This is a genomic window from Pseudoflavonifractor sp. MSJ-30, from assembly GCF_018918045.1.
Taxonomy (GTDB): domain Bacteria; phylum Bacillota; class Clostridia; order Oscillospirales; family Oscillospiraceae; genus Faecousia.
This window is the reverse complement of record NZ_JAHLPU010000015.1, coordinates 51,145-75,906: the sequence shown is the minus strand read 5'-3', so window position 1 is coordinate 75,906 and position 24,762 is coordinate 51,145. Positions and strand designations below refer to the sequence as shown.

Genomic DNA, 24,762 nt, shown 5'->3' with positions numbered 1-24,762 from the left:
GAAGGTCTTGCGGCCTTCCCCCTTTTTATTTGCAATAAAGTTTGTACGTATTCCCGCTTTTTTCACGCTCAATCTGATTTGATTTGCTGGCAGAATAAAGCTGCTCCTGAATGTATGCTTTTGCTATTGGGTCAAATAATTTGTATATATCTTTCTGTAAAATGCCTGGATTTTCTCTGATTATTTCTACTAGATTTTCCCGTAATGTGGGTAGTACATGGATTTCAAACTCTTGCTTAGCTTCGTATTCTGCATTTAGTTTTTCAATATTTACTTTCAAGTCATCCAATTCTTTTGACAACTTTTCAAGATAATCATCTGTAAACAAATCATCCCGCCAACAATTGAAACATTCCCCTTTTTTCTCAAACAGTTTTTTCGTTCTAACCATGTAACTAACGAATGCTTCCAATGCTTCAAGCTGTGTGTTTGGGGAACTATAGCGGCTTTCGTACCACGCAGACCACATCTTTTTGTACTTGACTTCATATCGTTTTGTTTCTTTTTCATGCGCAGTACGCCACCCCCACGGCAAATCACCTTCAGGGGTTAAGTGGTCTTGATCTTCTTCCGGTTCGGATAGCTTTGTAATTATATTGGCTACGTCCTGCGCCGAAGATTCCGGGTTCTGCTTTTTTATATAACCAATAACGCTATCGATGCTCAACGGATTAAATTCTGCTGTTTCTTCAAACGTGGCAGAATCTTTTTGTTCGCCTAAAATGGTTTTCTGTGTTTCGGCATTGACTATTCCGGTCTGTTCTTGCGTTTCTTCTGCGTTTTCTGATTTTTTCTTTCTGAAAATGTCAAATGGCCACATTTCCCCAACCCCCATTTGTAAGATGCAAAAGCTACGTTCATAGTAGCTTCGCAGGGAAGAAAAGCAACAACAGAAAAGGAACAATCTGGTTACAAAAGAAGAAACTGTTGACAGGGCAGCAAACCAGCGCTACTATTTCCATAGGAGGTGTTTCTATGGACAAGATCGAGATTTTGCGGGAATGGGTGAAAGAGAGCCGCAATATTGTGGCCTTCACCGGTGCTGGTGTAAGCACCGAAAGCGGCGTGAAAGATTTCCGAAGCAAAGATGGCCTTTACAGCGAAACATGGAGGCCTAACGACAGTGTCTCCACCGAATCCGGCGTGCCGGATTTTCGGAGTGTGGACGGGCTGTACAGCCAGAAATTTGAGTATCCTCCGGAGACCATCATCAGTCACAGTTTTTATCTCCGGAATCCGGAGTATTTTTTCCGATTTTATCGGGAGAAAATGATGCCAATGGATGTGGAACCCAACATCACGCATAAGACTTTGGCCAGATGGGAGCAGGAAGGGAAGCTCCTGGCGGTGGTGACCCAGAATATTGATGGGCTGCACCAGAAGGCGGGCTCTCGGCATGTCTATGAGCTCCACGGCTCCATTTTGCGCAATTACTGCACCTGCTGCGGTAAATTCTATCCGGCCGCATTTGTGAAGAACCGCGATGACGTACCCCGCTGTGACTGCGGCGGCATCGTGAAACCGGATGTGGTGCTCTATGAGGAAGGGCTGGATGAAAAGACCGTGGAAGGGGCCGTCAATGCAATTGCCCGGGCAGATTTGCTGCTGGTGGCGGGTACCAGTCTGACCGTGTACCCCGCAGCGGGTTTTCTGCGTTATTATCGAGGGAATCGCCTGGTGCTTATCAACCGGGATCCCACGCCCTATGATGACCGGGCAGACCTGGTCTTTCATGAGAGCCTTGGAAAGGTTTTGGCCGAATTGCGGGACATGTGAAGAAAATGTTAAAAAGCGGTTGACAAACAGGGTTCGCTGTTGTATAATACCAAAGCTGTGCGAGACAGCGTCTGGTATATGCCTCTGTAGCTCAGTAGGTAGAGCAGCGGACTGAAAATCCGCGTGTCGTTGGTTCGATTCCGACCGGAGGCACCAGACATCCTTCTGAGATATGACCCGTCCCGGAAGGATTTATGCGGGTGTAGCTCATCCGGTAGAGCGCCACCTTGCCAAGGTGGAGGTAGCGAGTTCGAGCCTCGTCACCCGCTCCAGCAAAAGAGATCTGCGGAAGCAGGTCTCTTTTGCTTTGTCTGGAAAAAACGATGTGTTGAATCGCAGCCGCCGGCGTCGCTGTTATTTTTGCATATTTATGTGTCGTTACCAAAATCGACAATTTAATGCTTGAAAAGATAGCTTGTAAGGTGCAAAATTCACAAGAAAAGGTGCCGTAAAAAATTGCATCTGGTGTTATCGTAAAAAAATATCGATTTTTTTCATTTTTTCATTGATTTTAGGCCGGTTTTGGCTTACAATAGGGGCTGTATGGATTGGGTTCTGCCAATCCGCAGAGAAAATTTCGAGGTGAACGGCGATGCTGAATGTTGTACTGGTGGAGCCGGAAATTCCACAGAACTGCGGCAACATTGCCAGAACGTGCGCCGCGACCGGCTGCCGCCTCCATCTGATCCGTCCGCTGGGCTTTGACATCTCTGAAAAGGCTGTCAAACGGGCCGGGCTGGACTATTGGAATCTGGTGGAGGTGCTGGACTACGAGAATCTGGAGGATTTTTTCGCCAGAAATCAGGTCACGGAAATGTGGTGCCTGTCCACAAAAGCACCCCGGAGCTATACCGAGGCACAGTATCATGACGGGGCGTTCCTTTTCTTCGGGAAAGAGACCAGGGGCCTGCCGGAGGATTTTCTGGAGGCTCACCGGGAGAGTTGTGTCCGCATTCCCATGCGCCCGGAGGCGAGAAGCCTGAACCTGAGCAATGCGGTGGCGGTAACGGTATTCGAAGCACTGCGGCAGTTGTCCTTTCCACATTTGAAAGATTTTGGCAAAATGCGGGGTTAACCCCGGTAATTTGGAGGAATCAACATGAACTACAATAAGAAATCCATCGAGGATGTCAACGTATCCGGCAAGCGGGTCCTGTGCCGCTGCGACTTCAATGTTCCCACCAAGAATGGCAAAATCACCTCTGACAAGCGTATTGTGGCAGCAATGCCTACCATCAAGTATCTGGTCGACCACAACGCTAAGGTCATCCTCTGCTCCCATATGGGCAAGCCCAAGGGTGAGTGGAAGCCCGAGCTGAGCCTGAAGGTGGTGGCTGACCGCATTTCCGAGCTGCTGGGCAAGCCTGTCATTATGGCAAAGGACGTTGTGGGTGAGGATGCCAAGGCAAAGGCTGCCGCTCTGAAGGACGGCGAGGTCATGCTGCTGGAGAACACCCGTTTTGAGAAGGGCGAGACAAAGAATGATCCCGAGCTGAGCAAGGCTCTGGCCTCCATGGCAGACCTGTTTGTGAATGACGCTTTCGGCACTGCCCACCGTGCCCACTCCTCCACTGCCGGTGTGGCTGACTACCTGCCCGCCGTCTGCGGCTACCTGGTCCAGAAGGAAGTTTCCATCATGGGCAAGGCCCTGGCGGATCCCGAGCGGCCCTTCGTCGCCATCCTGGGCGGCGCAAAGGTCTCCGACAAGCTGAATGTCATCAACAACCTGCTGGAGAAGGTAGACACCCTGATTATCGGCGGCGGCATGGCCTTCACATTCCTGGCTGCCAAGGGCTACAACATTGGCAAGTCTCTGGTGGACTCCGAGAAGATTGACTACTGCAAGGAAATGATGGCCAAGGCTGAGGCAAAGGGCGTAAAGCTGCTGCTGCCCGTGGACGCTGTGGTCGCCGCTTCCTTCCCTGACCCCATCGATGGCCCCATTGATGTGCAGACTGTTCCCGCCGACGCTATCCCTGCCGACAAGATGGGCCTGGATATCGGAGAGAAGAGTCAGGCCCTGTTTGCGGATGCCGCGAAGAGCGCCAAGACTGTTGTCTGGAACGGACCTATGGGCGTGTTCGAGAACCCCACTCTGGCAAAGGGTACCATTGCCGTTGCTCAGGCACTGGCGGAAAGCTCCGCTGTGACCATCGTCGGCGGCGGCGACAGCGCCGCGGCCTGCGAGCAGCTGGGCTTTGCTGACAAGATCACCCACATCTCCACCGGCGGCGGCGCTTCTCTGGAGTTCCTGGAAGGTCTGGAGCTGCCCGGCATCGCCTGCCTGCAGGATAAATAAGCGTTCGCGTAATTTGAAACTATGGCTGTAGGGGCGGCAATCTGCCGCCCGGAAAAGGCCGTCAACGTAGGGGGCGATGCCCACATCGCCCTTAGGGCGCGGCTATGATCTGCCTGATACGAGATTCTTCGGTATGCGGGCCGATGTAGGCATCGGCCCCTACAGGCAGAAAGCAGCGTTCAATTGACCCGATCTTATCGGGATTCTGGCCGAATCTGCCGCACCTGCAGAAATTGATTGTATCAATTACATTCTTTTCAGAGTGTAGACATATGCAAGAAGAAACAAGGAGTAATCAACAATGAACAGAAAGTATCGCAAGACCGTCATCGCCGGCAACTGGAAGATGAACAAGACCCCCTCCGAAACCAAGGAGTTTATGACCCAGCTGAAGGCAATTATGCCCAAGGGCCGCTGGTGCGATGTAGCTCTGTGCGTTCCCGCTGTGGATATCCCCGCTGCCGTCCGCGCTGTCCGTGAGACCCGCATCGGCATCGGCGCAGAGAACTGCAACGCCAATGCCTCCGGCGCTTACACCGGCGAGATTGCTACCAACATGCTGGTGGATGCAGGCTGCAAGTACGTCATCATCGGCCACTCCGAGCGCCGCGCCATGGGCGAAACCGACGCTGATGTCAATGCCAAGGTTCTGGCTGCTCTGGACGCTGGCTTGACCCCCATTATGTGCTGCGGCGAGACTCTGGAGCAGAGAGAGTCCGGCATTACCACCGAGTGGATTACCATGCAGATCAAGCTGGGTCTGGCTGGCGTCCCCGAGGACAAGATCCGCAAGGTCATCATCGCCTACGAGCCCATCTGGGCCATCGGCACTGGCCGCACCGCTTCTCCTGAGCAGGCTGAGGAAGTCTGCGAGAGCATCCGTGCCGCTGTCCGCAAGCTGTACTCCTCCAAGAACGCCCGGGCCATCTCCATCCTGTACGGCGGCTCCATGAACGACAAAAACGCCTTCGAGCTGCTGGCCCAGCCCGACATCGATGGCGGCCTGATCGGCGGCGCTTCCCTGGTTCCCGAGAAGTTCGTAAAGATCATTGAGGCAGCCAACCAGCCCAACGAATAATTTTCGCTTTCAGGAAGGGAGGAAACACCGGAGGGTGTTTTCTCCCTCTTTTGCGTGAGAAAAATTGACAATTGACAATGTATAATTGACAATGACGGTGTCCCTTCGGGACTATTTCAAAAAATCTCCGAAGGGGATACCGCAATTGTCAGCTGTCAATTGTGAATTGTCAATTTGTCACCCCTCATGGAGGTAGTAAAGAATTGAAAACCTTATTCTTAGATGCCAACGCCCCTGATACTGCGGCGATTGCCGCGGAGATCATCCGCAGCGGCGGCCTGGTGGCCATTCCCACGGAGACGGTTTACGGTCTGGGGGCCAATGGACTGGATGAAAACGCTGTCCTGAAGATTTTCGAGGCGAAGGGGCGGCCCCAGGACAATCCCCTGATCCTCCATGTGGCGCAGCCCGGGGAGATGGAGCGGTTCTGTCACGACATTCCGGAAAGCGCCTACCGTCTGGCGGAAAAATTCTGGCCCGGTCCTTTGACCATGGTGCTGCCCGTGAAGGATATTGTGCCCAAACGGACCACCGCGGGTCTGGACACTGTGGCTGTCCGCTGCCCGGACAGCGATGTGACCCGTAGGATCATTGCGCTGGCTGGGGTACCCATTGCGGCCCCCTCCGCCAATATTTCCGGCAAGCCCTCTACCACCACCGCCGAGCATGTGCGCCACGACCATGATGGAAGAATCGACGCCATTGTGGACGGCGGCCCCTGCCGGGTGGGTGTGGAATCTACCATTGTGGATCTGACCGAGGACCGTCCCCGCCTTCTGCGCCCCGGCGGGATCACGCCGGAGCAGCTTATTGAGGTTTTGGGTGACCTGGTGGTGGATAAGGCAGTTACAGCGCAGATTGACAAAGATGCCGTGGTGAAGGCACCGGGTATGAAGTACCGCCATTATGCCCCGGCGGAGCCTGTGGTCATCGTCTCCGGCAGCCGGGAGAAGGCCGCCGCTTATATCCATGCCCACTTCACTCCTGGGGATCGGGTGCTGTGCTTTGAAGAAGAGTTGGCCCTGTACGCCGACTGCGCCCCGCTGGCATATGGCAGAGAGGCGGATGTGAACACCCTCAGCGCCGGGCTGTTCTCTGCCCTGCGTATCCTGGACGACCCAGGCATCCATCAGGTCTATGCCCGCTGTCCTGTGGGCGGCGGCGTGGCCTATGCCGTGCAGAATCGACTGAAAAAGGCCGCGGCCTTCCACATTGTGGACGCGGAGGCGGAAGCATGATTCTGGGTATTACCGGCGGCACCGGCTGCGGCAAAACAACGCTGCTTGCCTGCATCCGGGAAGCAGGGGGCGTGGTCATGGACTGCGACGCCATTTACCATGAGCTCCTTCGGACGGACACCGCCATGCTTTCCGCCATTGAGGCCCGATTCCCCGGTACGGTGGAGGATGGCGGCAGAAATCTGAAAAAGCTGGGGGCCCTGGTTTACCGGAATCCCAAGGCCCTTGCCGACCTGAACGCCATTACGCACGCCAGCGTTCGCCGGGAGGTAGAGAAGGTATTGGCCCAAAAGCCGAAGCTGGCGGCCATCGATGCTATTGCTCTGTTTGAAAGCGGACTGGACAGCCTTTGCGATGTGACAGTTGCCGTCACGGCCCCCATGGAGGAACGGGTCCGCCGTCTTATGGCCCGGGATTCCATCCCGGAAAGCTACGCCCGCAGCCGCATCGCCGCACAGCACGAGGAAAACTGGTTCCGGGAAAAGTGTACCTGTACCCTGGAAAACAACGGCACACAGGCCCAATTCAGAGAGAAGTGCCTTGCTTTTTTGCAAAATCTATGTATAATATAGGAAGACTGTTGTTGTTGAGTGAAATACACTGACAGAATCTCATATTATGGAGGAATGACAAATGAACGTTGATGAACTCCGCGAAGCGCTGCTGAGCAGCCCCAAGAACGGCTACGCAGGTCTGTCCGATGAGGACCGTGCCGAAATGGAAGCCTATTGCAAGCGCTACGCCGCTTTTATGGATGCCTGCAAGACCGAGCGGGAAGCCACCGCATGGGCTACCGTCGAGGCCGAGAAGCACGGCTTTAAGCCCGCTGTCCCCGGTATGGAGGTCAAGCCCGGCGACAAGATTTACATGAACAATCGTGGCAAGAGCTTTATGATCGCTGTGGTGGGTACCGAGAGCCTGGCTCAGGGTGCCAACATCTGCGCTGCCCACGTGGATTCCCCCCGGATGGATTTGAAGCCCCAGCCCATGTATGAGGATTCCGAAATCGCCTACTTCAAGACCCACTACTATGGCGGCATCAAGAAGTACCAGTGGACCTGCGTGCCTTTGGCCATCCACGGTGTGGTCTGCAAGAAGGACGGCAGCCAGGTCACCGTCACCATCGGCGAGGACGAGAACGATCCCATTCTGGTGGTCTCCGATCTGCTGATCCACCTGTCCGCTGACCAGATGAAGAAGACTCTGGCCGAGGGCATTGCCGGTGAGCAGCTGAACGTGATTCTGGGCACCGAGCCTCTGGAGGGCGAGGGCAGCGACCTGGTGAAGCTGAACATCATGCGGCTGCTGAACGAGAAGTACGGCATTGTGGAAGACGATTTCCGCACTGCCGAGCTGACTGTGGTTCCTGCCGGCAAGTGCCGGGAGGTGGGCCTGGACCGGAGCCTGCTGGGTGCTTACGGCCATGATGACCGGGTCTGCGCCTATGCCGAGCTGGAGCCCATGCTGACCCTGCCCACCCCCAAGCACACCGCCGTGTGCATTCTGGCCGACAAGGAAGAAATCGGCTCTGTGGGCATCAGCGGTATGCAGAGCCATGCCTTTGAGTACTTCATGGAGATTCTGTGTGACGGCCAGAATGTAAAGCTGAGCCATTGCTTTGCCAATTCCTTCTGCCTGTCTGCCGACGTTTCCAATGCCTTTGACCCCAACTTCGCCGAGACCTGCGATCGCCGGAACAACAGCATGCTGAACTACGGCGTTTCCATCTGCAAGTACACCGGCTCCCGGGGCAAAGGCGGCGCTTCCGATGCCTCCGCCGAGGCTATGCAGCATGTCCGTTCCACTCTGGACGCCGCCGGTGTCAAGTGGCAGATCGCCACTCTGGGCAAGGTAGACCAGGGCGGCGGCGGTACCGTGGCTGCCTACATGGCAAACCGGAACATCGTCACCGTAGACGCGGGTGTCCCCGTCCTGTGCATGCACGCCCCCATGGAGATTGTCAGCAAGCTGGATTGCTATGAGACCATGAAGGCCTGCAAGGCCATTTACCTGGCGTAAAATTTCAGAATCCCCCGTTTCTGCCGTCATGGGAGAAACGGGGGATTTTTCATGGGGAAAAGCAAAATAGGCGTAAGATACCCCCAAACAGGAGCGAAACAGCATCCCTGACCGGGGTGAAATATATATTGAAAATATGGCTGAGGTGTTGTATTCTTATGGCAGCAGAGTGAAAAGGGTATGCATTGGAATGCCGCTGTCGCAGGTGCTGATTGCTGCGGGGCTTGTTCCCGTATTGGTCAATGTGCTTCTGTATGCTTTTTCGACCACGGATGGAGTGCGCTCCGATAGTGTGCGCATGCCACGGGCGCTGTTTTGGGCCGGCACGATCGGCGGCGCTTTCTGCCTGGGTCTGACCGTGTTTCTTTCCCTTTTTCAATGCAGAATGCTATGGAGTGTAATTGCCATTTCTGCGGGATTGCTGTCAATTGTCTGCGTTTTGGCCTATTATTCCATCCGTATCCGCTACGACGAGGACACTTTTCTGTGCCGAAGGCCGTTCTCATGTGTCTGCCCGGCGTGGCGCTGACGGCACTGGCGGTGTGGAGCATTGTAGAATGGTGTTCGCTGGAAGTGCCGTGCAGCCCGGAAAACGCGGATGGTGTGCTGATATGCTGGGCGGCAGTGGTTTGCTACTGGTGCTTTGTGGCATTTGCCTTCCACATATTGAACCACGCGGAAAAACATCCCCGGCTTGCGGCGCTGCTGGTAAAGAAAGAGGAACTCAATATTTAAGGGGGGAGTTTATGACCACTATCCAGAAGATCACGAATCGTCTCCGTCTGTACATGAAAAACCATGACTATCAATTCTCTAGGAAATGCTTTTATAGAATTCAAAATGATATTGCATACTGCATTCAATTTGATATGCCGAGCAGCTTGATTTATGCGACTTTCTTCGTGATGCCGCTCTATATTCCCTGTGAACACCGCTATTACACCTATGGGAAACGAATCAGCGCGCTTCCGCTGCTGCCACGAGACGCGTCAGACAAGGAAATAGAAAAATGGTGTGAAGCCCTGTGCGAGGAATTGGGAAACAGAGTTTTCCCGTTCTTTCAAAGGGCCGCAGCGCCTGAACAATTGGTGGATGCCGTAGAGGAAAAGCGGTATTTGCTGTGCCCAGCCGTATACATTTTCAGGCTGGAGCTGTTTAGTTATCTATATATAGGGGACTTTTCGAAACTCCTGCTGGTTCTTGATGAATATCCGCGTGTCCTCCGGAGCACTACATTCTTGACGGAAACGGTGCGGGGACATTATATGCGGGAAGCGGAGAATGTCCGCCGATTGATGCAAAGAGGAGAACAGGAATGCCACACTTTTTGCGCAGAGACAATTGAATATACCATGCATAAGTGCTTTTGATTGCCTCTTTTCCGCAAATATGGAATTCTATTTTAGAATCGGGTAATTGGTGATAGAACATGGAAAAAATCGGAAACATACGAAACTGTTGGAAAATTGTCCACAATTCCCGTTATATTGCAGCCATTGGGAGCGGAATATCTGTATTTGACCGCGCCAGTCTGGAGCTTGTATATCACATTACCGGTCTGCGCTGGGTCCATGGCGGACTGTTTGCGGATGACGATACCCTGATGGTCTACACGGGGGAGCAGAAGCTGTTTTTCTTCCGCGTCTCTCAGAAGCGGCTCCTTTGGGCTGTTCCAAGGCCTCGGGAAATTGCGGCCTCCGGGGATATGCGCTGCTGCAAAATCCGGGGGACGGATGAAATTCTTTGTGTTGCCCAGGGAAAAAAGAGCCTGGAAGAGCAGTTTCTGCTCAAGGTAGATTATAATGGGGAGAAAATGTTTGTGCGGCAGCTGCCGGACTGCTACTGCGTTGTTACGCAGCTTGTGTGGACGTTGGAGCAGGGAGTAACCTTCCTGTCTTACCAGGCGAAGGGAGATGGCCGGACGCTCCTCTACAGAATTCATCGAATCAATGGTGATGCCTGTTCGATCCTTTATGAAGGAGAAAGCACACAGCAGCCGCGATTTTATTCCGGGAACTATCTGTTTCTGGCGGACTGCAGCGTTGCTCCGCCAAGGGCAAGTGCCTATCCGCTTACCGGGAGAGATCACCTGAATCTGGGAAAACCTCTGCCTGTCACCCTTCCGGCAATGTGGACAAACGGCCCGGTTGGAGCGAAAAAGCAGGTGCTTCCGAGAATATGCTGGGTGGATGAAGTTCAGGGAATATTGGCTGCCTGTGACCAGCGGGACTGGGCCGGTGTGTATGATTTTCAAAATGGGAAAATGGTTCTGGAAGCCCATTGCGCCGGGGCAACCTGTGCGGAATTGCTTGACGGAAGACTGCTGATTGGCACCACCGCGGGCCTTTTTTCGAAACAAAGGAACGAGATGGAATAAGCGTAGAGGGGGGCACGACTTTGAAACCAGACACGGGAGAACTGCTCTGTGCGCTGCTCCTGATTCCGTTCTTCACCCAAATCATCCTGGGAACGGCGGTCTCCCACATCCATGATTTGGGAAAAAGCAGGACTTTTCTCAAAAAGAACCGCAGGAATCGCTCGCTGTGGAAACGGTTTCTGTTAATAGGGTACGCACAGGAGTGCAAGTACTTCGCCACTCAGGCCAAAGGGCTGACGATTGCCTATTGGGCGGGCTTTTTGTGGCCCATTGCGTCTATGCTGTGCTGGGCCTTATCAGGGGTGTTCCCCTCTGTCCTGCCTGTTCTGCGGGTGCTGGTGTATGGAAAGGGAAATTTCTTTGACGTTCCGATCTTTGTTTTCTTTTTCCTCATGACCAGGCACGCGAAAACCGGCGGCGTGACATGGAAATGGGAGGTACCGCGCTGAGATAGAAACTGGAAAAGGCTCTGGGAACACTGCACACATTATGCATAAAACTATACGAATACCACAATTGAACGGGACTTTCCTGCCCGTTTTGTATGTAGCTGCGTGTGTCATCATCCCGGCAAAGCTGGCAGACCGGCTTGTACTGGGTATGATGGAGTGCGTGGTTGCTGTAGATCAGGGGTCCGATAAAGAACGCCCGATTACTCAACCATAAATAGAGAAATTCTCAACCGCTGCGTTATTTCCTTACAGGAACCCATATAGTAAGATAGAATTGCTCCCGCAAAGGAGAATCTAACAGTGAGGAATAGACCATGGATATAAGAGAATTCAGTCCCATTTTCCGAAAATCCGGAACGATTGGAATTATCTGTGAACTTGTCGGTTATGGCTGTGTGCTGGCGTGCTCGCTGCTGCTGTCTGACCTGCTGACGCGGGAGGGTCAGACCCAGGCATTCCGGACATTTCTTTATCGATGCGTCATTGACCGAAGGGTCAGCGTGGGGACGCCGGGGGAAATGCAGGGGAAGCTCGGCGGGGACGCAAATACACTGGCCGCCTTTTTCCAGAATACGCTGCCCAAAGCAATCAGCGGCGCCGTTGTGATCCTCTGCGCCACGGTGCTGCTGTGTATGGAGAACCTGCTGATCGGGTCGATTTTCTTTTTCCTGAATCTGATCCAATTGCTGCCCATCTTTCTGTACGAAAACTGGGCGCGGCAAATCTACGAGCAGACCCATTCGGATGAGGAAGCCTACTGCAACTGGATGCTGGAGGGCTACCGCAGCATTCGAACCTTGAAGGCCTACGGTATGGAGCGTTGGTTCATGGCCCGGTACCATCAGCTCAACCGGGCCATTGTGGACTCCGGGAAGCGGGCCGAGAAGACCGGAACGGTGGAGAATATCGTGTTCAATGCGGTGGATAGTCTTCTGAACTATGGAAGCTATTTGGTTGTGGGGCTGTTTATACTTTGCGGAAAGGCGGAGCTGAGCCGCGCGCCGTACCTGATCGTGCTGGCGGGCTGCCTGTTTTCCTCTATCAGCACTGTTTTTGATCTGCGGCTTCAGCAGATCAACAGCGAGGAGGCTTGTAAGCGTCTGAAATTGCGGGTGGAAAATGTGCCGGAGCCTGACGGACAATCGATTATCCGTATCCATGCTGTTACGAAGTCTTACGATGGAAAACCCGCTTTGCAAGGTGCCAGCCTGGATATCCGGGAGGGGGAGCGGATTCTTCTGCATGGGCCCAACGGTTCCGGGAAGAGCACGCTCCTGCGGCTCCTGCTGGGACTGGAGGAGCCGGATTCCGGTGAAGTTCGCCTGGGCATTCCGAGACAGCAGTGTGCAGTCTGCCTACAGGAAGAGCCGGTGCTGTCTGTTTTCGGCGCGGGGGTGATTGCGGCTTTGTTCCGCAGCGGCTGCCCGGTGATTTTTGCGCTGACGATTTTTGCGTTGGCGGCGCTGCCGCTTGCCCGTACGGCCTGCATGGCCGGGATTCGGACAAGGCTCAAAAAGGAAGCATCGGAATATAGTGAAGATCGGAAACAGCTGGAGCAGGAGCTTTTCGGTGCGAGAGACTTCGCAAAAAGCTACTCGCTGCATGGCTTTTTCGTCAGCCGCCTGGAAAAACGTTTTCGCGTTTTTCTGCAAAAAACAGGACAGGCCCAGTGCCGCGTGGACGCCCTTGTAGAGGCACTGGACTTTTTGAGCAGTCAGGGCTCCCGGCTCTGCGTTGTGCTGGCGGGGACATTCCAGGCTGCCCGGGGCAGAATGGAGCTCGGCATGCTGCTGACAGGCTTTTTGATACTTCCCTCGCTGACCCGGTGCTTTGCGTATGTCCGCGGCTGGATCACCGAAAAGCATGACGAAGCAAAGTATCTGGATCGCATCTCCGTGTTTTACGGTGAATTTGAAGACGGCAAAGGTATAGCCCCGGCTTTGATCTCTTTGGATGCGGAAAATGTCTGCTTTTCCTATTCGGAGGATGGAAAGAATATCCTCTCGGGCGTTGATTTCCATATGACAAGTATGGAAAATGTGCGTCTTGCAGGCCAAAACGGAAGCGGAAAGACCACGCTGCTGTCCATCCTGGCGGGACTGTACGAGCCATCGTCGGGAATCGTGTGCGGCGGCGCGGCTGTGGGGCAGAGACGAAAAAGCACCGCTCTGCAGGAGCAGAACGGCGCGATTTTCTCCGGAGCGGTTTGGGAAAACCTGTTCCTTGGGGAGGATAAGCGTCCGGCGGCAGAAGCGCTGCTGGAAGAAATGGGCTTTGGGAAAACGCTGGAGTACACCGTCGAACCCGGCGGCGGGAATCTCTCCCCGGGAGAGCGGAAAAAGATTTTGCTGACCAGAGCGTTCCTACGGGATGCGCCCTTTCTTCTGCTGGACGAACCCATGAACCACCTGGACGCGCAGGCTGCGGAGGTCGTAAAAGAAAAGCTGCGTCAGCGGCAGGGCGGCCTCCTGCTGATCTCCCACCGGGAGGATATCTGCGAGGGGCTCGGAATGGGGGAGTTTCTTATGAAGAGGAAATCATAGGGGCCGACGGTATGGGCGTGTCCGTTTTTTCTGACCGCGCTGGAGACGCACCCCACGGGGCGATGTGGGCATCGCCCCCTGCGAAAAAGCATTTGTTTTCCGTCATTCTATGCCGGTACATATACTGGTAATGAAAGCAATGAATATTGGAGTGCTGATGTAAGACGCTGTTAAAGGGCAAGCTCGCTAACGATTCTGCGGAAACATTACTGGGCATCCGCATCCAGTACCGCGTCGGACCGCCGGCATAGGATTTCCACAGACTGGATCTTGTCGATGTTGACGGCGCTGTTGAGCATATAGAGCAAATCGCCGTGCTCGATCACTCTTCGGAACAGGGTATTGTCCGTCAGCGAGTCTGCAACCACAAAGTCAGTGCCGTCTGTCATGTGGAAAACGAGGGACCGCAGATCATCGTCCGGTACCGTGGAATGGGAGATTTGGACACACAGAGAGTTCACATAGACGGCCCCTTGACCGAAGGTTTTGCAGGGCAGACTGCCGCTGTCCGGGAGAGAGACGCAGAGCATTTCGTCCATATGGTTCTGCTCATAGGCTCTTTCCGCCAGAATGTTGTAGGCAAAAATGGGAACATTCTCCATCTGATCCGCAAAGGCCTCCTCGACCAGCTCGTCCCCCCAGAGGGAACGCAGCTTCTGCTCGGCCTCCTCGGGAGTCAGCTCCTGCTTCAGCTGTGCTTCCAGTGCCTGTAATTCCTGCGTCATGGGGCTGGGCTCGTCGTCCTGGGCGGTGTCGTATTCCGAGGCCGCGAGGTAATAGTAGTCGTCATACTCGCCTGTGTACCCTCCGGGGAAGCCCAGCTCCCGGACTTTTTCGGCGGCCTGCTCCGGGGTCAGCTCTTTTTTCAGCCGCTCCCGAATGACGGGGATCGCCGCCTCCCGTGCCTGTTCAGCCTCCAACTGGCGGGATGCTACAGGTTCGGGAAAGGAGACCAGCAGATTGGTCCCTGCGGTCATGTCTGCCCGGAAATAGAAGGTAAACGCCAGAAGCGCAGGCGTTGTTTTTTCGGGGATCAGGTAGCAGCGGCCATATTGATTGAAATTCAGGTAAAGGCCGCTCAACCCGCCGATCTCTCCGTCGTTATTCAGAAGAAGATATTCCTCCGGAATGGGCTTGTCGTGCTCCAGGAGCATGGTCATGAAGCCGCATTGGGTGGTGCTGTCATAGACGTAGGCGTCCACGGTCAGCTTAAAGCCGTCAGTGGAAATACTCTTCCCCACGGGGGACACCCATTTTTCCAGCTCCTGGGCAACCGTTTCCTCCACGGGCTTTTTTTCATATCCCGGGACGGTCCAGCTGCCGCCGATTTTACCCGGATCGCTGACTTCAGTTGGGTCGGCGCGGTCGAATCCGGTGTTTTCACCGTACAGGCCGGAGATCATATCCGCCGGACTGCCGAAAAGAATTGTGGCATAGGCCACCGCGCAGCCAACCAGCAGCAGAGCCAGCGCGATGATCGCCGCAATCAGCCAGATCTTTTTCGCGGGGTGTTTCCGTGCGGCAGGCGCTTCCTGAAACGCCTGCTGTTCCGCCTGGATAAGCAATTCGGAATCTACGCCGCTCAATCCCTTGAAAAGCTGAAAAGATGTCATTGCAGGCCCTCCTTTTTGAGCATACCGGCTAAGTCCTTCCGGGTCCTTTGCAGAATGTACTTTACCTGATTGGACGACAGCCCTGTTTTTTGGGCAATCTCCTCCTGGGTGTTGGCGTAGTAGTACCGGAGCAGAAAGATGGTGCGGCCTTTTTCAGGGAGCTTTCGCAGAAAGCGGTTCAGGGCGGCGGACAGCTCTTTGCGCAATACATCCGTTTCCGGGCTTTCGCTGCCTGCTACACATTCCGCCAGCTCGTCCAGCACCAGCCGGGTCTCGCCGCCGCCCCGTTTTCCGGCGGTTTTTTTCCGCCAGCGGTCAATGGAGAGGTTGCGGGTGAGTTTTCCGAGAAAGGTGGCGAACCGTTGGGGCCGACGTGGCGGGATCAGTTTCCAGGCGGCATAATAGGTATCGTTGACGCTTTCCTCCGCGTCCGAGGGATCGGATAGAATATGGTTGGCAATATGAAAGCAGTATGGCCCGTATTTCCGCTCTGTCTGAGCAATGGCCTGCTCCGACCGGGCAAAATACAGGTCCAGAATCTCATTGTCCTCCATGGGCTTACCTCCTTTTGGTATCTTCACCCTTATACACGCAGAAAAACGGGAAATGGAAAAAATATAGAAAAAGGATAGCACATTTTTTGGAAAAAGACAAATATTCCGAACGGTTGATTAGAAAGTAACAGGGCCCGCTTTCCGAAAAACCGGGAAGCAGGCCCTTACACGTCAGATAACCGGCAGTTCAGAATACATCTGCGGAAAGATGTATTTCCCTGATTGCATCCTGCAGGTAAGCATAGACGTTCCGGATGCGTTCCTCTACGTCGTCATTGAAGAACAGATCCGTTCGCCACTGCAGGAATGCCGCAATCTGGGTGTCCAGGTCCGTAAAGAAGCAGTCGGTGACGTTAAATGCGGTGTATTGATCGTCTTCATAGACAACCTTAGGCTGCAAGTCCGAAAACGGGATCAGTTGTCCCCGGATAAATGCGTAAGCATCCGGCTGCCGGGCCTGGGCGGAATCATAGACCATGACGTAGGTTACGGGCAAGGTGGATCCATCCGCGTTGGAAAGATCGGCTTCCGTCTGCGGGACGGCTGCACTGAAAATACAGGCGGTGTCCTCGGGGGAAGCACCGATCGGAAAGGCATAGCTGTCAATGGATGCTGTCCTTTGTCCGATCAGCTGGTACTGCATTTCCTCTGGCAGATTATTATCCAGAATTGTTCCCTCAGGCGGTGCATCCAGCAGAAAGACCGGGGCAGGCGATACCGGGCGGATGACATTTTTTCCGGATTCCCGGATGATTTCCGTACAGCGCGCAAAATAGGCGGCGGTGATCTCCTCACGTCTTTCCTTATCCGCAAGGATGGAGCTTTCAAAGAAGCTTTGCAGCTCCGGTTCAACTTTTTGGATAAGCGCCGGGTCCGCCTCCGCGGGGCTGGGCTGTACCGGATAGGCCGGCGGGACTGCGGCTTCCGTTTCCGAAAAGCGGACAGTACACATCCAGTCCTGGCCAAAGGCAAAGCTATGGTTGGTCAGCACGAAGTAGTACCCGTCATTTGAAATCGGCTTTTCCAGCTCTGCCATATCGTAGGCGGCAGAGAGATCGATGGTCAGAACACCGGTGCTGTTTGGGGCGATTTCGGTATTTGCGAAACGAACTTTGCCGTGGGCTGGAATTTCCGTTCCGTCGGACCAGAGCATTAATTTCAGCGTGGGCTGAAAGCTCAGTTTTTTGCTGGACTTGTTTTCTACGGTGATCTCAACGACTCCGTTCCCAATGTAAGCAGCTTCGAGAGACAGATCATCCCCGGAAATGCTGCTGAAAAGCATCGGGGCGCAGGCTATGAGGCTCAGGGCCAGCAGTACCGCCGCCAGCAGTACCCCGAGCCATTTCCTGGCACTTGGGCGGGATGCCGGGGCGTGCGCTTCCAGAATATAGGTATCCTGAATATCTCCTATGGCATTCTGCAATCGAATGGCGTTCATACAAAAATTCCCTCCTTTTTCAGATACTGCCTGAGTTTTTCACGGGTTCGCAGTAATGTCATTTTTGTTTTGCTTTCGCTCCAGGAGAATTTCCGGGCGATCTCACCAATGGAATCGCAATACCAATAGCGGCATACAAAGGTCTGCCGCTGTTCCGGGGCCAGCCCGGACAGAAAACGGTTCAGGGTTGCCGCCAGCTCACGGCTATCCAACTGTTCGTCAATGGATCGCCCCGCCGGAATGCAGTCGGATAATTCCTCCAGTGACAGGTCAGCTTCCGTTCCGCCTCGTTTTTCTGCTGTGTTTCTGCGATGCCTGTTCAGTGCCAATCGGCGGGTGATTTTCCCAAGGTAGGTGGATAAAGTTGTTGGCCTGTGGGGCGGGATAGAGTTCCAGGCGCCCAAAAGTGTATCGTTCACGCATTCCTCGGAATCCTCACGCTGTGACAAAATGTGGTTTGCAATGGAAAATAAGTACTGTCCGTATTTCTTCTTTGTCTCTGTTACGGCGTTTCCATGACGGTTCCAATAGAGGTCAACGATCTGGCTGTCAGTCATTTCGCGTCCTCCTTTCTGATTTTTTGAAGGCCTTCACTTATCTACTACCGATTCGCCCGGAATGGTCACAAATATCATAAAAACGGCCGCCTGCTGCCCGTGTGACAACAAAATTGAGCGGCTGATTTCAGAGCACTCAACTTCGATGTCCAGCGGGCGGCCGACAGCCGCCGTACAGGATTGACTTACTGTTACATCTGGAAAATATTCCCCAGCACCGCGCCGTTCTGCTTTTCTTCCCTGGGCTTCAGCTGGTCATAGGCCAGCGCGTAGGTGACCTCCATGGGATTGCGCAGGAAGTACAGCTGGGCAAAGGTTGCGGCAACGGAGAGCAGGTAGAAGAGAATGTAGCTCAGCGTGCCGTCCATCGGCAGAGAAACACCAACCAGAGCCAGCAGCACGTCTCCATAGGCAAGAACCGCTGTCAGCACGGTGATGAGATAGTACCACCAGAAACTCATATCCAGCTTGAAGACCTGCCAGCGGTTGCCCTGCATCATCTTGCGGCTTGCCAGCAGAGCGTACATGGCGCCCACCTCTGGATGGTCATAGAGCACATAGTCTGCCATACGGAACCGGTAGAGCATGGGCACCACAAAGGCAAGAATCAGCGCAAGAAAAATAACGATCAGGGGGCCGGAGGCGGCGGTAATGGCGTCCAGCGCAGTCTCGTCCAGAGTGATGGTTCCGCCGGTCAGGAGACTGCCGCCGCTGACAGCCGGGGCGACGGCGTTCATAAAGGAATCGGAAAAGGGCGAGAGCATGAAAATCAGCGAGGCCAGATAGCTGGCGCCGAAGCCCAGACCCAATATCATGGCCCCAAGCAGCAGCTTCAGCCGCAGCAGTGGCCAGAAGCGCTCAAAGCCGGTTTTCAGGGCATTGCGGGAGGCATACTGTCCCCGGCTGACCCGCAGCATGCCGCCCATATAGCCAAAAGCCAGACACATGGTCACAATAGAGGAGACAAGGGGCAGAAAGTTCGACAGGGCGGAGAGCATATTCCGGCTGTTCATGCCGGAGAGACCGCCGGTATGGGAGATTTTCTGGTTCAGCGTGAGCTGCAGCAGCAGGATCACAAGTCCCAGCCCCAGAGTAATGGCGGCGTAAAGAAGGATGATTTCCCTCTGGTTTTTTGCGTTGTGCAGCTTCTCATGGGCCGTCCTTTTGAGATCGCGGCTGGATAAGGTCATAGTGCGGTTTCCTCCAAATTACACATCATAGCAATAGTTATAAACCATTTGCGCGGAAATAGCAAATGAATTTTTTGAAAAGGTGGATTTCCTGCGTTTCTTTTGGTATAATGAGCGAAATAGGGGGGTGGAGCCATGGAGATGGGACAGCTGCTGCGGCAGGCGCGGCAGGAGGCAGGGCTGAGTCAGCGGGCGCTGTGCGGCGACCGGATCACCCGCAATATGCTCTCGCAAATTGAGAACGGCACCGCCCGGCCCTCCATGGCGACCCTGCAATACCTGGCGGATGCCTTGGGCAAGCCTGTAAGCTATTTTCTGGGAGAAACGGTGCTGACAGATAATCAGCGGCTCATGGCCTTGGCCCGGGGAGCTTTTCAGAAAAAGAATTTCCGTCTGGTGCTGAACCTTTTGGAGGACTATGCCGCTCCGGACGACACGCTGGACTGGGAGTGTGGGCTTCTCGGCTATCTCAGCTGCCTGGAGCTGGCAGAAACGGCGGCGCGAGAGCGGCGCGGGCCGGTGGCGGAAAAGCTGCTGAGCCGGAGCGGACGCTTTGAAAGCCCCTATATTACCCAGGAGCTGCTGGCCCGCCGGGATGCTCTGCGCCAGCGCCTGGGTCAGCGCCGGAAGGGCGAGGCCCTGCCGAGCCTGGACGAACAGCTGCTGCTCCGGGCGGAGCAGCAGCTTGAGGCGGGAAACGCGGAACGAGCCCTGGCGCTGCTGAGCGCGGTGGAGACGCGGACTGCGGAGACGGAATACCTGTCCGGCCTGGCATATCTGCGCAAAAAAGACTATCCCCTTGCGCTTGCGGCATTTTTAATGGCTGAAAAGGGCGGCAGGGGCTGCGGCAGACAGCTGGAAGAATGCTACCGGGAGCTGGGCGACTTTGAAAACGCCTATCGGGCTGCCTGCAGAAATCGGGACGAAAAAAACAAAGGAGTATCATTATGAAAATCGCGGTTGCGGGAACCGGCTATGTGGGCCTTTCTTTAGCGGTGCTGCTGGCCCAGAAGCACGAGGTTACGGCTGTGGACATTGTTCCTCAGAAGGTTACGCTGCTCAATCAGCGCAGATCCCCCATTCAGGATGAATATATCGAGCGTTATCTGGCGGAAAAGGAACTGAATCTGAAGGCTACTCTGGATGGGGAAAGTGCCTATCGGGATGCGGACTTCGTGATTATCGCCGCGCCCACAAACTATGATTCCCAGAAGAATTTCTTCGACACCTCCGCCGTGGAGTCTGTGATCCAGCTTGTGCTGCGGTGCAATCCGGAGACGGTCATTGTAATCAAGTCCACCATTCCCGTGGGATTCACCGAATCTGTCCGGGAAAAATACCATTGCGAAAATATCCTTTTCTCCCCGGAATTTTTGCGGGAGAGCAAGGCGCTTTATGACAATCTGTATCCCAGCCGCATTATTGTGGGTACGGACCTGAAGAATGCCCGGCTGGTGGAGGCTGCCGAAATCTTTGCGTCCCTTCTGCGGGAGGGGGCCATCAAGGAGAATATCGATACCCTTATTATGGGCTTTACGGAGGCTGAGGCCGTCAAGCTCTTTGCCAACACCTATCTTGCCCTGCGGGTCAGCTACTTTAATGAGCTGGACACCTACGCCGAGATGAAGGGACTGGATACCAGGCAGATTATCAAAGGCGTGTGCCTGGATCCCCGCATCGGCGACCAGTACAACAATCCCTCCTTCGGCTACGGCGGCTACTGCCTGCCCAAGGACACAAAGCAGCTGCTGGCCAACTACCGGGATGTGCCGGAAAACCTGATCGGGGCTATTGTAGAATCCAACCGCACCCGGAAGGACTTCATAGCGGACCGGGTGCTGCAAATGGCGGGATACTATGGCTACGACGAGGACAATGAATACAATGCCAACGCGGAAAAAACCTGCGTCATCGGGGTCTACCGCCTGACCATGAAGGCCAATTCTGATAATTTCCGCCAGTCCTCCATTCAGGGCGTCATGAAGCGCATCAAAGCCAAGGGCGCCGCGGTCATCATCTATGAGCCATCCCTGGAGGACGGCACGACCTTTTTCGGCAGCCGGGTGGTAAACGATTTGGCAGAGTTCAAAAAGAACAGCCAGGCCATCATCGCCAACCGCTACGACAGCTGTCTGGATGATGTACGGGAAAAGGTCTATACCCGGGATCTGTTCCGCAGAGATTGATTTTTCCGGCAGGAGCTTCAAGGCCCCTGCCGGATTCCTTTTTTTTGGGGGAGACAAATGAAAAGCAATGTGTTATAATAAAGCAAAAATGTCTGAAAGAGGTTTGTCACAATGAAAAAAGCACTGATCACCGGCATTACCGGCCAGGACGGCTCTTATCTTGCCGAATTCCTTCTGGAAAAGGGCTACGAGGTCCATGGCATCACCCGCCGGGCGTCCATTTCCAATACTGCCCGCATTGACCACCTTATGGGGAAGATCAAACTCCATGACGGGGACCTGACCGATTCCTCCAGCCTGATTCGCATCATCGGTCAGGTCAAGCCGGATGAAATTTACAATCTGGCGGCCCAGTCCCATGTGCAGGTCAGCTTTGACGTGCCCGAATATTCCGGCGATGTGGATGCCCTGGGCGTTCTGCGGATTCTGGAGGCGGTCCGCATCTGCGGACTTGCCGGTACCTGCCGCATTTATCAGGCATCTACCTCCGAGCTTTTCGGCAAGGTGGAGGAGGTTCCGCAGCGGGAAACCACACCTTTCCACCCCTATTCCCCCTATGCCGTTGCCAAGCAGTACGGTTTCTGGATGACCAAGGAGTACCGGGAGGCCTATGGTATGTTTGCCGTCAACGGCATTCTCTTCAACCACGAGTCTGAGCGCCGGGGCGAGAACTTCGTCACCCGAAAGATCACGCTGGCTGCCGGACGCATTGCCGAGGGCTTGCAGGACCATCTGGAGCTTGGCAATATGGATTCCCTCCGGGACTGGGGCTATGCCAGGGACTATGTGGAATGCATGTGGCTGATTTTGCAGCAGGAGACTCCGGATGACTATGTTATCGCCACCGGCGAGCAGCACACCGTCCGGGACTTTACGGAGAAGGCCTTTGCCGCCAACGGCATGACCATCCGCTGGGAGGGCACCGGTATTGACGAAAAGGGCTACGACGCGGAAACCGGCAAACTGCTGGTGTCGGTCAATCCCCAATGGTTCCGGCCAACGGATGTGGATAATCTGTGGGGCGATCCCACCAAGGCCAGAACGAAGCTGGGGTGGAACCCCCAGAAGACCAGCTATGCGCAGCTGGTGCGGATCATGGCAGAGCACGACCGTGCTTTGGCAAAGCGGGAAAAGGCAATGATGGAGGCGGCGAGATGATGGAGAAAAACGCGAAGATCTATGTGGCGGGACACCGGGGCATGGTAGGTTCCGCCATAGTCCGGGAGCTGCAGCGCCAGGGCTATACCAATATCATCACCCGCACCCATAAGGAACTGAATCTGACCCGGCAGGACCAGGTGGAGGCATTCTTTGCCGCGGAGAAGCCGGAGTATGTGTTCCTGGCGGCGGCGAAGGTAGGCGGCATTGTGGCCAATCAGAATGCGCTGGCCGATTTTATGTACGACAATATGGTGCTGGAAATGAACGCCATCCATGCGGCCTGGCAGAACGGCTGCAAAAAGCTGGAATTTCTGGGCTCCTCCTGCATCTATCCTCGCATGGCGCCACAGCCCATGAAGGAAAGCTGTCTGCTGACCAGCGAGCTGGAGAAGACCAACGAGGCATACGCCCTGGCAAAAATATCGGGACTCAAATACTGTGAGTTCCTGAACCGGCAGTACGGCACGGACTATATTTCCGTTATGCCTACCAATCTTTACGGACCCAACGACAATTACCATCCTACCCACAGCCATGTTCTGCCCGCGCTGATCCGCCGCTTCCATGAGGCAAAGGTCAGCGGCGCGGAAAGTGTCACCTGCTGGGGTGACGGCAGCCCCCTGCGGGAGTTCCTGTATGTAGACGATCTGGCGAACCTCTGTGTCTTCCTGATGAACAACTACTCCGGCAATGAGACCGTCAACGCCGGTACCGGCAAGGAACTGTCCATCAGGGAGCTGACCGAGCTGGTTGCCAAAGTCGTGGGGTATACCGGGGAAATCAGGTGGGATTCCAGCAAGCCCAACGGGACTCCCAGAAAGCTGCTGGATGTTTCCAAGGCCACGGCCCTGGGCTGGACCTATAAGACCGAGCTGGAGGATGGTATCCGTCTGGCTTACGAAGACTTCCTGCATAACCCCATGCGGGCTGAGCGCTGAGGGAGAAGATTTATGAATATCATTTTGCTTTCCGGCGGCTCCGGGAAACGGCTTTGGCCCCTTTCCAATGACGTCCGCTCCAAGCAGTTTATCAAGTTCTTCAAAAAAGAGGACGGCGGCTACGAGTCCATGGTTCAGCGGGTCTACCGGCAGATCAAAAAGGTGGACGTTGACGCCACCGTGACCATTGCCACCAGCAAGACCCAGGTCTCTGCCATTCACAATCAGCTGGGGGAAGACGTGGGCATCAGCGTGGAGCCCTGCCGCCGGGACACCTTTCCGGCCATCGCTCTGGCGACGGCTTACCTTGTGGACGTGCTGCATGTTTCACCCGCGGAGTCTGTAGTTGTCTGCCCGGTGGACCCTTATGTAGAGGATAGTTATTTTGAGGCCCTGAAGGAGCTGTCTGCCCAGGCGGATAAAGGGGAGGCCAATCTGGTGCTTATGGGCATCGAGCCCACCTATCCCAGTGAGAAGTACGGCTATATCATCCCGGAGAGCGGAGACCATGTGGCTTCCGTCAGAACCTTCAAGGAAAAACCCACGGCGGATGTGGCGGCAGAGTACATTGCCCAGGGCGCCCTGTGGAATGGCGGCGTCTTTGCCTATAAGCTGGGCTATGTCATGCGGAAGGCCCATGAACTCATGGATTTCACAGATTATCAGGACCTGTTTGACAAGTATGAGACCCTGAAAAAGATATCCTTTGACTATGCGGTGGTGGAGCACGAGCCGAAGATCCAGGTGGTGCGCTATGCCGGGATGTGGAAGGACCTGGGTACATGGAACACCCTGACGGAATCCATGGACGAGAATATCATCGGCAAGGGTGAGCTGAACGACAAATGCTCCGGGGTGCATATCATCAATGAGATGGATGTGCCCGTGCTGGCAATGGGATTGCACGATGTCATTATCTCCGCGTCTCCGGAGGGGATTCTGGTCTCCGACAAAGAGCAGAGCTCCTACATCAAGCCCTTTGTGGACAAATTTGTGCAGCAGATCATGTTCGCTGAAAAGAGCTGGGGCAGCTTCAAGGTGATCGATGTGGAGAACGCCTCCATGACCATCAAGGTGACCTTGAATCCGGGCCACAGCATGAATTACCACAGTCATAAGCACCGGGACGAGGTCTGGGTGGTTATTGCCGGAGAGGGCCGGACCATTGTGGACGGCATGGAGCAGAAGGTCCACGCCGGGGATGTGGTGACCATGTCCGCAGGCTGCCGCCATACGGTGCTGGCGGATACGGAACTGAAGCTCATTGAGGTACAGCTGGGCGAGGAGATCAACGCCCAGGACAAGCAGAAATTTGAACTGGAGTAACAAAACAGGGGAGAGGC

At 54.7% G+C, this 24,762-nt stretch carries 23 protein-coding genes and 2 tRNA genes; 19 read left to right on the top strand and 6 right to left on the bottom strand.

Going from position 1 to position 24,762, the window contains the following annotated elements; translation table 11 throughout:
* Positions 1–25: 25 nt before the first annotated feature.
* Entirely contained in the window at positions 26–820 is a 795-nt protein-coding gene (locus KQI10_RS01905; protein ID WP_216565711.1) for a hypothetical protein, read from the bottom strand.
* Between the two features lie 155 nt (positions 821–975).
* Between KQI10_RS01905 and KQI10_RS01900 the strand changes: the two genes are divergently transcribed.
* The 14 genes from KQI10_RS01900 to KQI10_RS11865 all read left to right on the top strand — a co-directional run bounded on the left by KQI10_RS01900 (position 976) and on the right by KQI10_RS11865 (position 13,782).
* Positions 976–1,776, top strand: a complete 801-nt coding sequence (locus KQI10_RS01900) for an NAD-dependent protein deacylase (RefSeq protein WP_216565710.1) — start codon at positions 976–978, stop codon at positions 1,774–1,776.
* An 80-nt stretch (positions 1,777–1,856) separates the two neighbouring features.
* Positions 1,857–1,932 (top strand) — tRNA-Phe (locus tag KQI10_RS01895).
* 40 nt (positions 1,933–1,972) lie between these two features.
* Positions 1,973–2,048 (top strand) — tRNA-Gly (locus tag KQI10_RS01890).
* A 320-nt stretch (positions 2,049–2,368) separates the two neighbouring features.
* On the top strand, positions 2,369–2,851 hold the full coding sequence (locus KQI10_RS01885; RefSeq protein WP_216565709.1) for a tRNA (cytidine(34)-2'-O)-methyltransferase: 483 nt from the start codon (positions 2,369–2,371) through the stop codon (positions 2,849–2,851).
* Positions 2,852–2,875: 24 nt separating this feature from the next.
* Positions 2,876–4,075, top strand: a complete 1,200-nt coding sequence (pgk, locus tag KQI10_RS01880) for a phosphoglycerate kinase (RefSeq protein WP_216565708.1) — start codon at positions 2,876–2,878, stop codon at positions 4,073–4,075.
* A 301-nt stretch (positions 4,076–4,376) separates the two neighbouring features.
* A complete protein-coding gene (gene tpiA, locus KQI10_RS01875; RefSeq protein ID WP_216565707.1) occupies positions 4,377–5,153 on the top strand; it encodes a triose-phosphate isomerase in 777 nt (258 codons plus the stop codon).
* Positions 5,154–5,356: 203 nt separating this feature from the next.
* Entirely contained in the window at positions 5,357–6,391 is a 1,035-nt protein-coding gene (locus KQI10_RS01870) for an L-threonylcarbamoyladenylate synthase (protein WP_253285061.1), read from the top strand.
* Entirely contained in the window at positions 6,388–6,963 is a 576-nt protein-coding gene (gene coaE, locus KQI10_RS01865) for a dephospho-CoA kinase (protein WP_216565706.1), read from the top strand. The genes KQI10_RS01870 and coaE overlap by 4 nt, the downstream gene beginning before the upstream one ends.
* 61 nt (positions 6,964–7,024) lie before the next feature.
* The gene (locus KQI10_RS01860; protein WP_216565705.1) at positions 7,025–8,410 is read left to right on the top strand and encodes an aminopeptidase; all 1,386 of its coding nucleotides are present in this window, start codon (positions 7,025–7,027) and stop codon (positions 8,408–8,410) included.
* A 486-nt stretch (positions 8,411–8,896) separates the two neighbouring features.
* The gene (locus KQI10_RS01855) at positions 8,897–9,145 is read left to right on the top strand and encodes a hypothetical protein (RefSeq protein WP_216565704.1); all 249 of its coding nucleotides are present in this window, start codon (positions 8,897–8,899) and stop codon (positions 9,143–9,145) included.
* Positions 9,146–9,156: 11 nt separating this feature from the next.
* Positions 9,157–9,780: a hypothetical protein gene (locus KQI10_RS01850; protein WP_216565703.1), complete on the top strand. Its 624-nt coding sequence runs from the start codon at positions 9,157–9,159 to the stop codon at positions 9,778–9,780.
* Positions 9,781–9,839: 59 nt separating this feature from the next.
* Positions 9,840–10,787 carry a hypothetical protein gene (locus KQI10_RS01845; RefSeq protein WP_216565702.1) on the top strand — a complete coding sequence of 316 codons (948 nt, stop codon included), beginning with the start codon at positions 9,840–9,842 and terminating at the stop codon, positions 10,785–10,787.
* 20 nt (positions 10,788–10,807) lie between these two features.
* Positions 10,808–11,236 carry a hypothetical protein gene (locus tag KQI10_RS01840; RefSeq protein WP_216565701.1) on the top strand — a complete coding sequence of 143 codons (429 nt, stop codon included), beginning with the start codon at positions 10,808–10,810 and terminating at the stop codon, positions 11,234–11,236.
* A gap of 317 nt (positions 11,237–11,553) precedes the next feature.
* Positions 11,554–13,782, top strand: coding sequence for an ABC transporter ATP-binding protein (locus tag KQI10_RS11865; protein WP_216565700.1), 2,229 nt, complete (start codon positions 11,554–11,556; stop codon positions 13,780–13,782).
* Between the two features lie 206 nt (positions 13,783–13,988).
* Here the strand turns inward: KQI10_RS11865 and KQI10_RS01830 are convergent, their stop codons facing one another.
* The 5 genes from KQI10_RS01830 to KQI10_RS01810 form a co-directional block, all read right to left on the bottom strand.
* Positions 13,989–15,395, bottom strand: coding sequence for a hypothetical protein (locus KQI10_RS01830; RefSeq protein ID WP_216565699.1), 1,407 nt, complete (start codon positions 15,393–15,395; stop codon positions 13,989–13,991).
* Positions 15,392–15,949: an RNA polymerase sigma factor gene (locus KQI10_RS01825; protein WP_216565698.1), complete on the bottom strand. Its 558-nt coding sequence runs from the start codon at positions 15,947–15,949 to the stop codon at positions 15,392–15,394. Before KQI10_RS01825 ends, KQI10_RS01830 begins: the two co-directional genes overlap by 4 nt.
* Positions 15,950–16,136: 187 nt before the next feature.
* Positions 16,137–17,387, bottom strand: coding sequence for a hypothetical protein (locus tag KQI10_RS01820; protein ID WP_216565697.1), 1,251 nt, complete (start codon positions 17,385–17,387; stop codon positions 16,137–16,139).
* Positions 17,384–17,944: an RNA polymerase sigma factor gene (locus KQI10_RS01815; RefSeq protein ID WP_216565696.1), complete on the bottom strand. Its 561-nt coding sequence runs from the start codon at positions 17,942–17,944 to the stop codon at positions 17,384–17,386. Before KQI10_RS01815 ends, KQI10_RS01820 begins: the two co-directional genes overlap by 4 nt.
* Positions 17,945–18,135: 191 nt before the next feature.
* Positions 18,136–19,134: a DUF975 family protein gene (locus KQI10_RS01810; RefSeq protein ID WP_216565695.1), complete on the bottom strand. Its 999-nt coding sequence runs from the start codon at positions 19,132–19,134 to the stop codon at positions 18,136–18,138.
* A gap of 135 nt (positions 19,135–19,269) precedes the next feature.
* Here KQI10_RS01810 and KQI10_RS01805 point away from each other — a divergent pair, with 135 nt between their 5' ends.
* The 5 genes from KQI10_RS01805 (at position 19,270) to KQI10_RS01785 (ending at position 24,745) form a co-directional block, all read left to right on the top strand.
* On the top strand, positions 19,270–20,085 hold the full coding sequence (locus KQI10_RS01805) for a helix-turn-helix domain-containing protein (RefSeq protein WP_216565694.1): 816 nt from the start codon (positions 19,270–19,272) through the stop codon (positions 20,083–20,085).
* Entirely contained in the window at positions 20,082–21,320 is a 1,239-nt protein-coding gene (locus tag KQI10_RS01800; RefSeq protein WP_216565693.1) for a nucleotide sugar dehydrogenase, read from the top strand. The genes KQI10_RS01805 and KQI10_RS01800 overlap by 4 nt, the downstream gene beginning before the upstream one ends.
* Positions 21,321–21,431: 111 nt before the next feature.
* Positions 21,432–22,478 (top strand): GDP-mannose 4,6-dehydratase, encoded by a 1,047-nt coding sequence (gene gmd / locus KQI10_RS01795; RefSeq protein WP_216565692.1) that lies wholly within the window; start codon positions 21,432–21,434, stop codon positions 22,476–22,478.
* Positions 22,475–23,419, top strand: coding sequence for a GDP-L-fucose synthase (locus KQI10_RS01790; protein ID WP_216565691.1), 945 nt, complete (start codon positions 22,475–22,477; stop codon positions 23,417–23,419). The genes gmd and KQI10_RS01790 overlap by 4 nt, the downstream gene beginning before the upstream one ends.
* Before the next feature lie 12 nt (positions 23,420–23,431).
* Positions 23,432–24,745: a sugar phosphate nucleotidyltransferase gene (locus KQI10_RS01785; RefSeq protein ID WP_216565690.1), complete on the top strand. Its 1,314-nt coding sequence runs from the start codon at positions 23,432–23,434 to the stop codon at positions 24,743–24,745.
* Positions 24,746–24,762: the final 17 nt, after the last annotated feature.

What these genes read in the sequence shown, in the direction of transcription:
- KQI10_RS01905 (WP_216565711.1), bottom strand. Translation starts at nt 820, where the DNA reads ATGTGGCCATTTGACATTTTCAGAAAGAAAAAATCAGAAAACGCAGAA.
- KQI10_RS01900 (WP_216565710.1), top strand. Translation starts at nt 976, where the DNA reads ATGGACAAGATCGAGATTTTGCGGGAATGGGTGAAAGAGAGCCGCAAT.
- KQI10_RS01885 (WP_216565709.1), top strand. Translation starts at nt 2,369, where the DNA reads ATGCTGAATGTTGTACTGGTGGAGCCGGAAATTCCACAGAACTGCGGC.
- pgk (WP_216565708.1), top strand. Translation starts at nt 2,876, where the DNA reads ATGAACTACAATAAGAAATCCATCGAGGATGTCAACGTATCCGGCAAG.
- tpiA (WP_216565707.1), top strand. Translation starts at nt 4,377, where the DNA reads ATGAACAGAAAGTATCGCAAGACCGTCATCGCCGGCAACTGGAAGATG.
- coaE (WP_216565706.1), top strand. Translation starts at nt 6,388, where the DNA reads ATGATTCTGGGTATTACCGGCGGCACCGGCTGCGGCAAAACAACGCTG.
- KQI10_RS01860 (WP_216565705.1), top strand. Translation starts at nt 7,025, where the DNA reads ATGAACGTTGATGAACTCCGCGAAGCGCTGCTGAGCAGCCCCAAGAAC.
- KQI10_RS01850 (WP_216565703.1), top strand. Translation starts at nt 9,157, where the DNA reads ATGACCACTATCCAGAAGATCACGAATCGTCTCCGTCTGTACATGAAA.
- KQI10_RS01845 (WP_216565702.1), top strand. Translation starts at nt 9,840, where the DNA reads ATGGAAAAAATCGGAAACATACGAAACTGTTGGAAAATTGTCCACAAT.
- KQI10_RS11865 (WP_216565700.1), top strand. Translation starts at nt 11,554, where the DNA reads ATGGATATAAGAGAATTCAGTCCCATTTTCCGAAAATCCGGAACGATT.
- KQI10_RS01830 (WP_216565699.1), bottom strand. Translation starts at nt 15,395, where the DNA reads ATGACATCTTTTCAGCTTTTCAAGGGATTGAGCGGCGTAGATTCCGAA.
- KQI10_RS01825 (WP_216565698.1), bottom strand. Translation starts at nt 15,949, where the DNA reads ATGGAGGACAATGAGATTCTGGACCTGTATTTTGCCCGGTCGGAGCAG.
- KQI10_RS01820 (WP_216565697.1), bottom strand. Translation starts at nt 17,387, where the DNA reads ATGAACGCCATTCGATTGCAGAATGCCATAGGAGATATTCAGGATACC.
- KQI10_RS01815 (WP_216565696.1), bottom strand. Translation starts at nt 17,944, where the DNA reads ATGACTGACAGCCAGATCGTTGACCTCTATTGGAACCGTCATGGAAAC.
- KQI10_RS01810 (WP_216565695.1), bottom strand. Translation starts at nt 19,134, where the DNA reads ATGACCTTATCCAGCCGCGATCTCAAAAGGACGGCCCATGAGAAGCTG.
- KQI10_RS01805 (WP_216565694.1), top strand. Translation starts at nt 19,270, where the DNA reads ATGGAGATGGGACAGCTGCTGCGGCAGGCGCGGCAGGAGGCAGGGCTG.
- KQI10_RS01800 (WP_216565693.1), top strand. Translation starts at nt 20,082, where the DNA reads ATGAAAATCGCGGTTGCGGGAACCGGCTATGTGGGCCTTTCTTTAGCG.
- gmd (WP_216565692.1), top strand. Translation starts at nt 21,432, where the DNA reads ATGAAAAAAGCACTGATCACCGGCATTACCGGCCAGGACGGCTCTTAT.
- KQI10_RS01790 (WP_216565691.1), top strand. Translation starts at nt 22,475, where the DNA reads ATGATGGAGAAAAACGCGAAGATCTATGTGGCGGGACACCGGGGCATG.
- KQI10_RS01785 (WP_216565690.1), top strand. Translation starts at nt 23,432, where the DNA reads ATGAATATCATTTTGCTTTCCGGCGGCTCCGGGAAACGGCTTTGGCCC.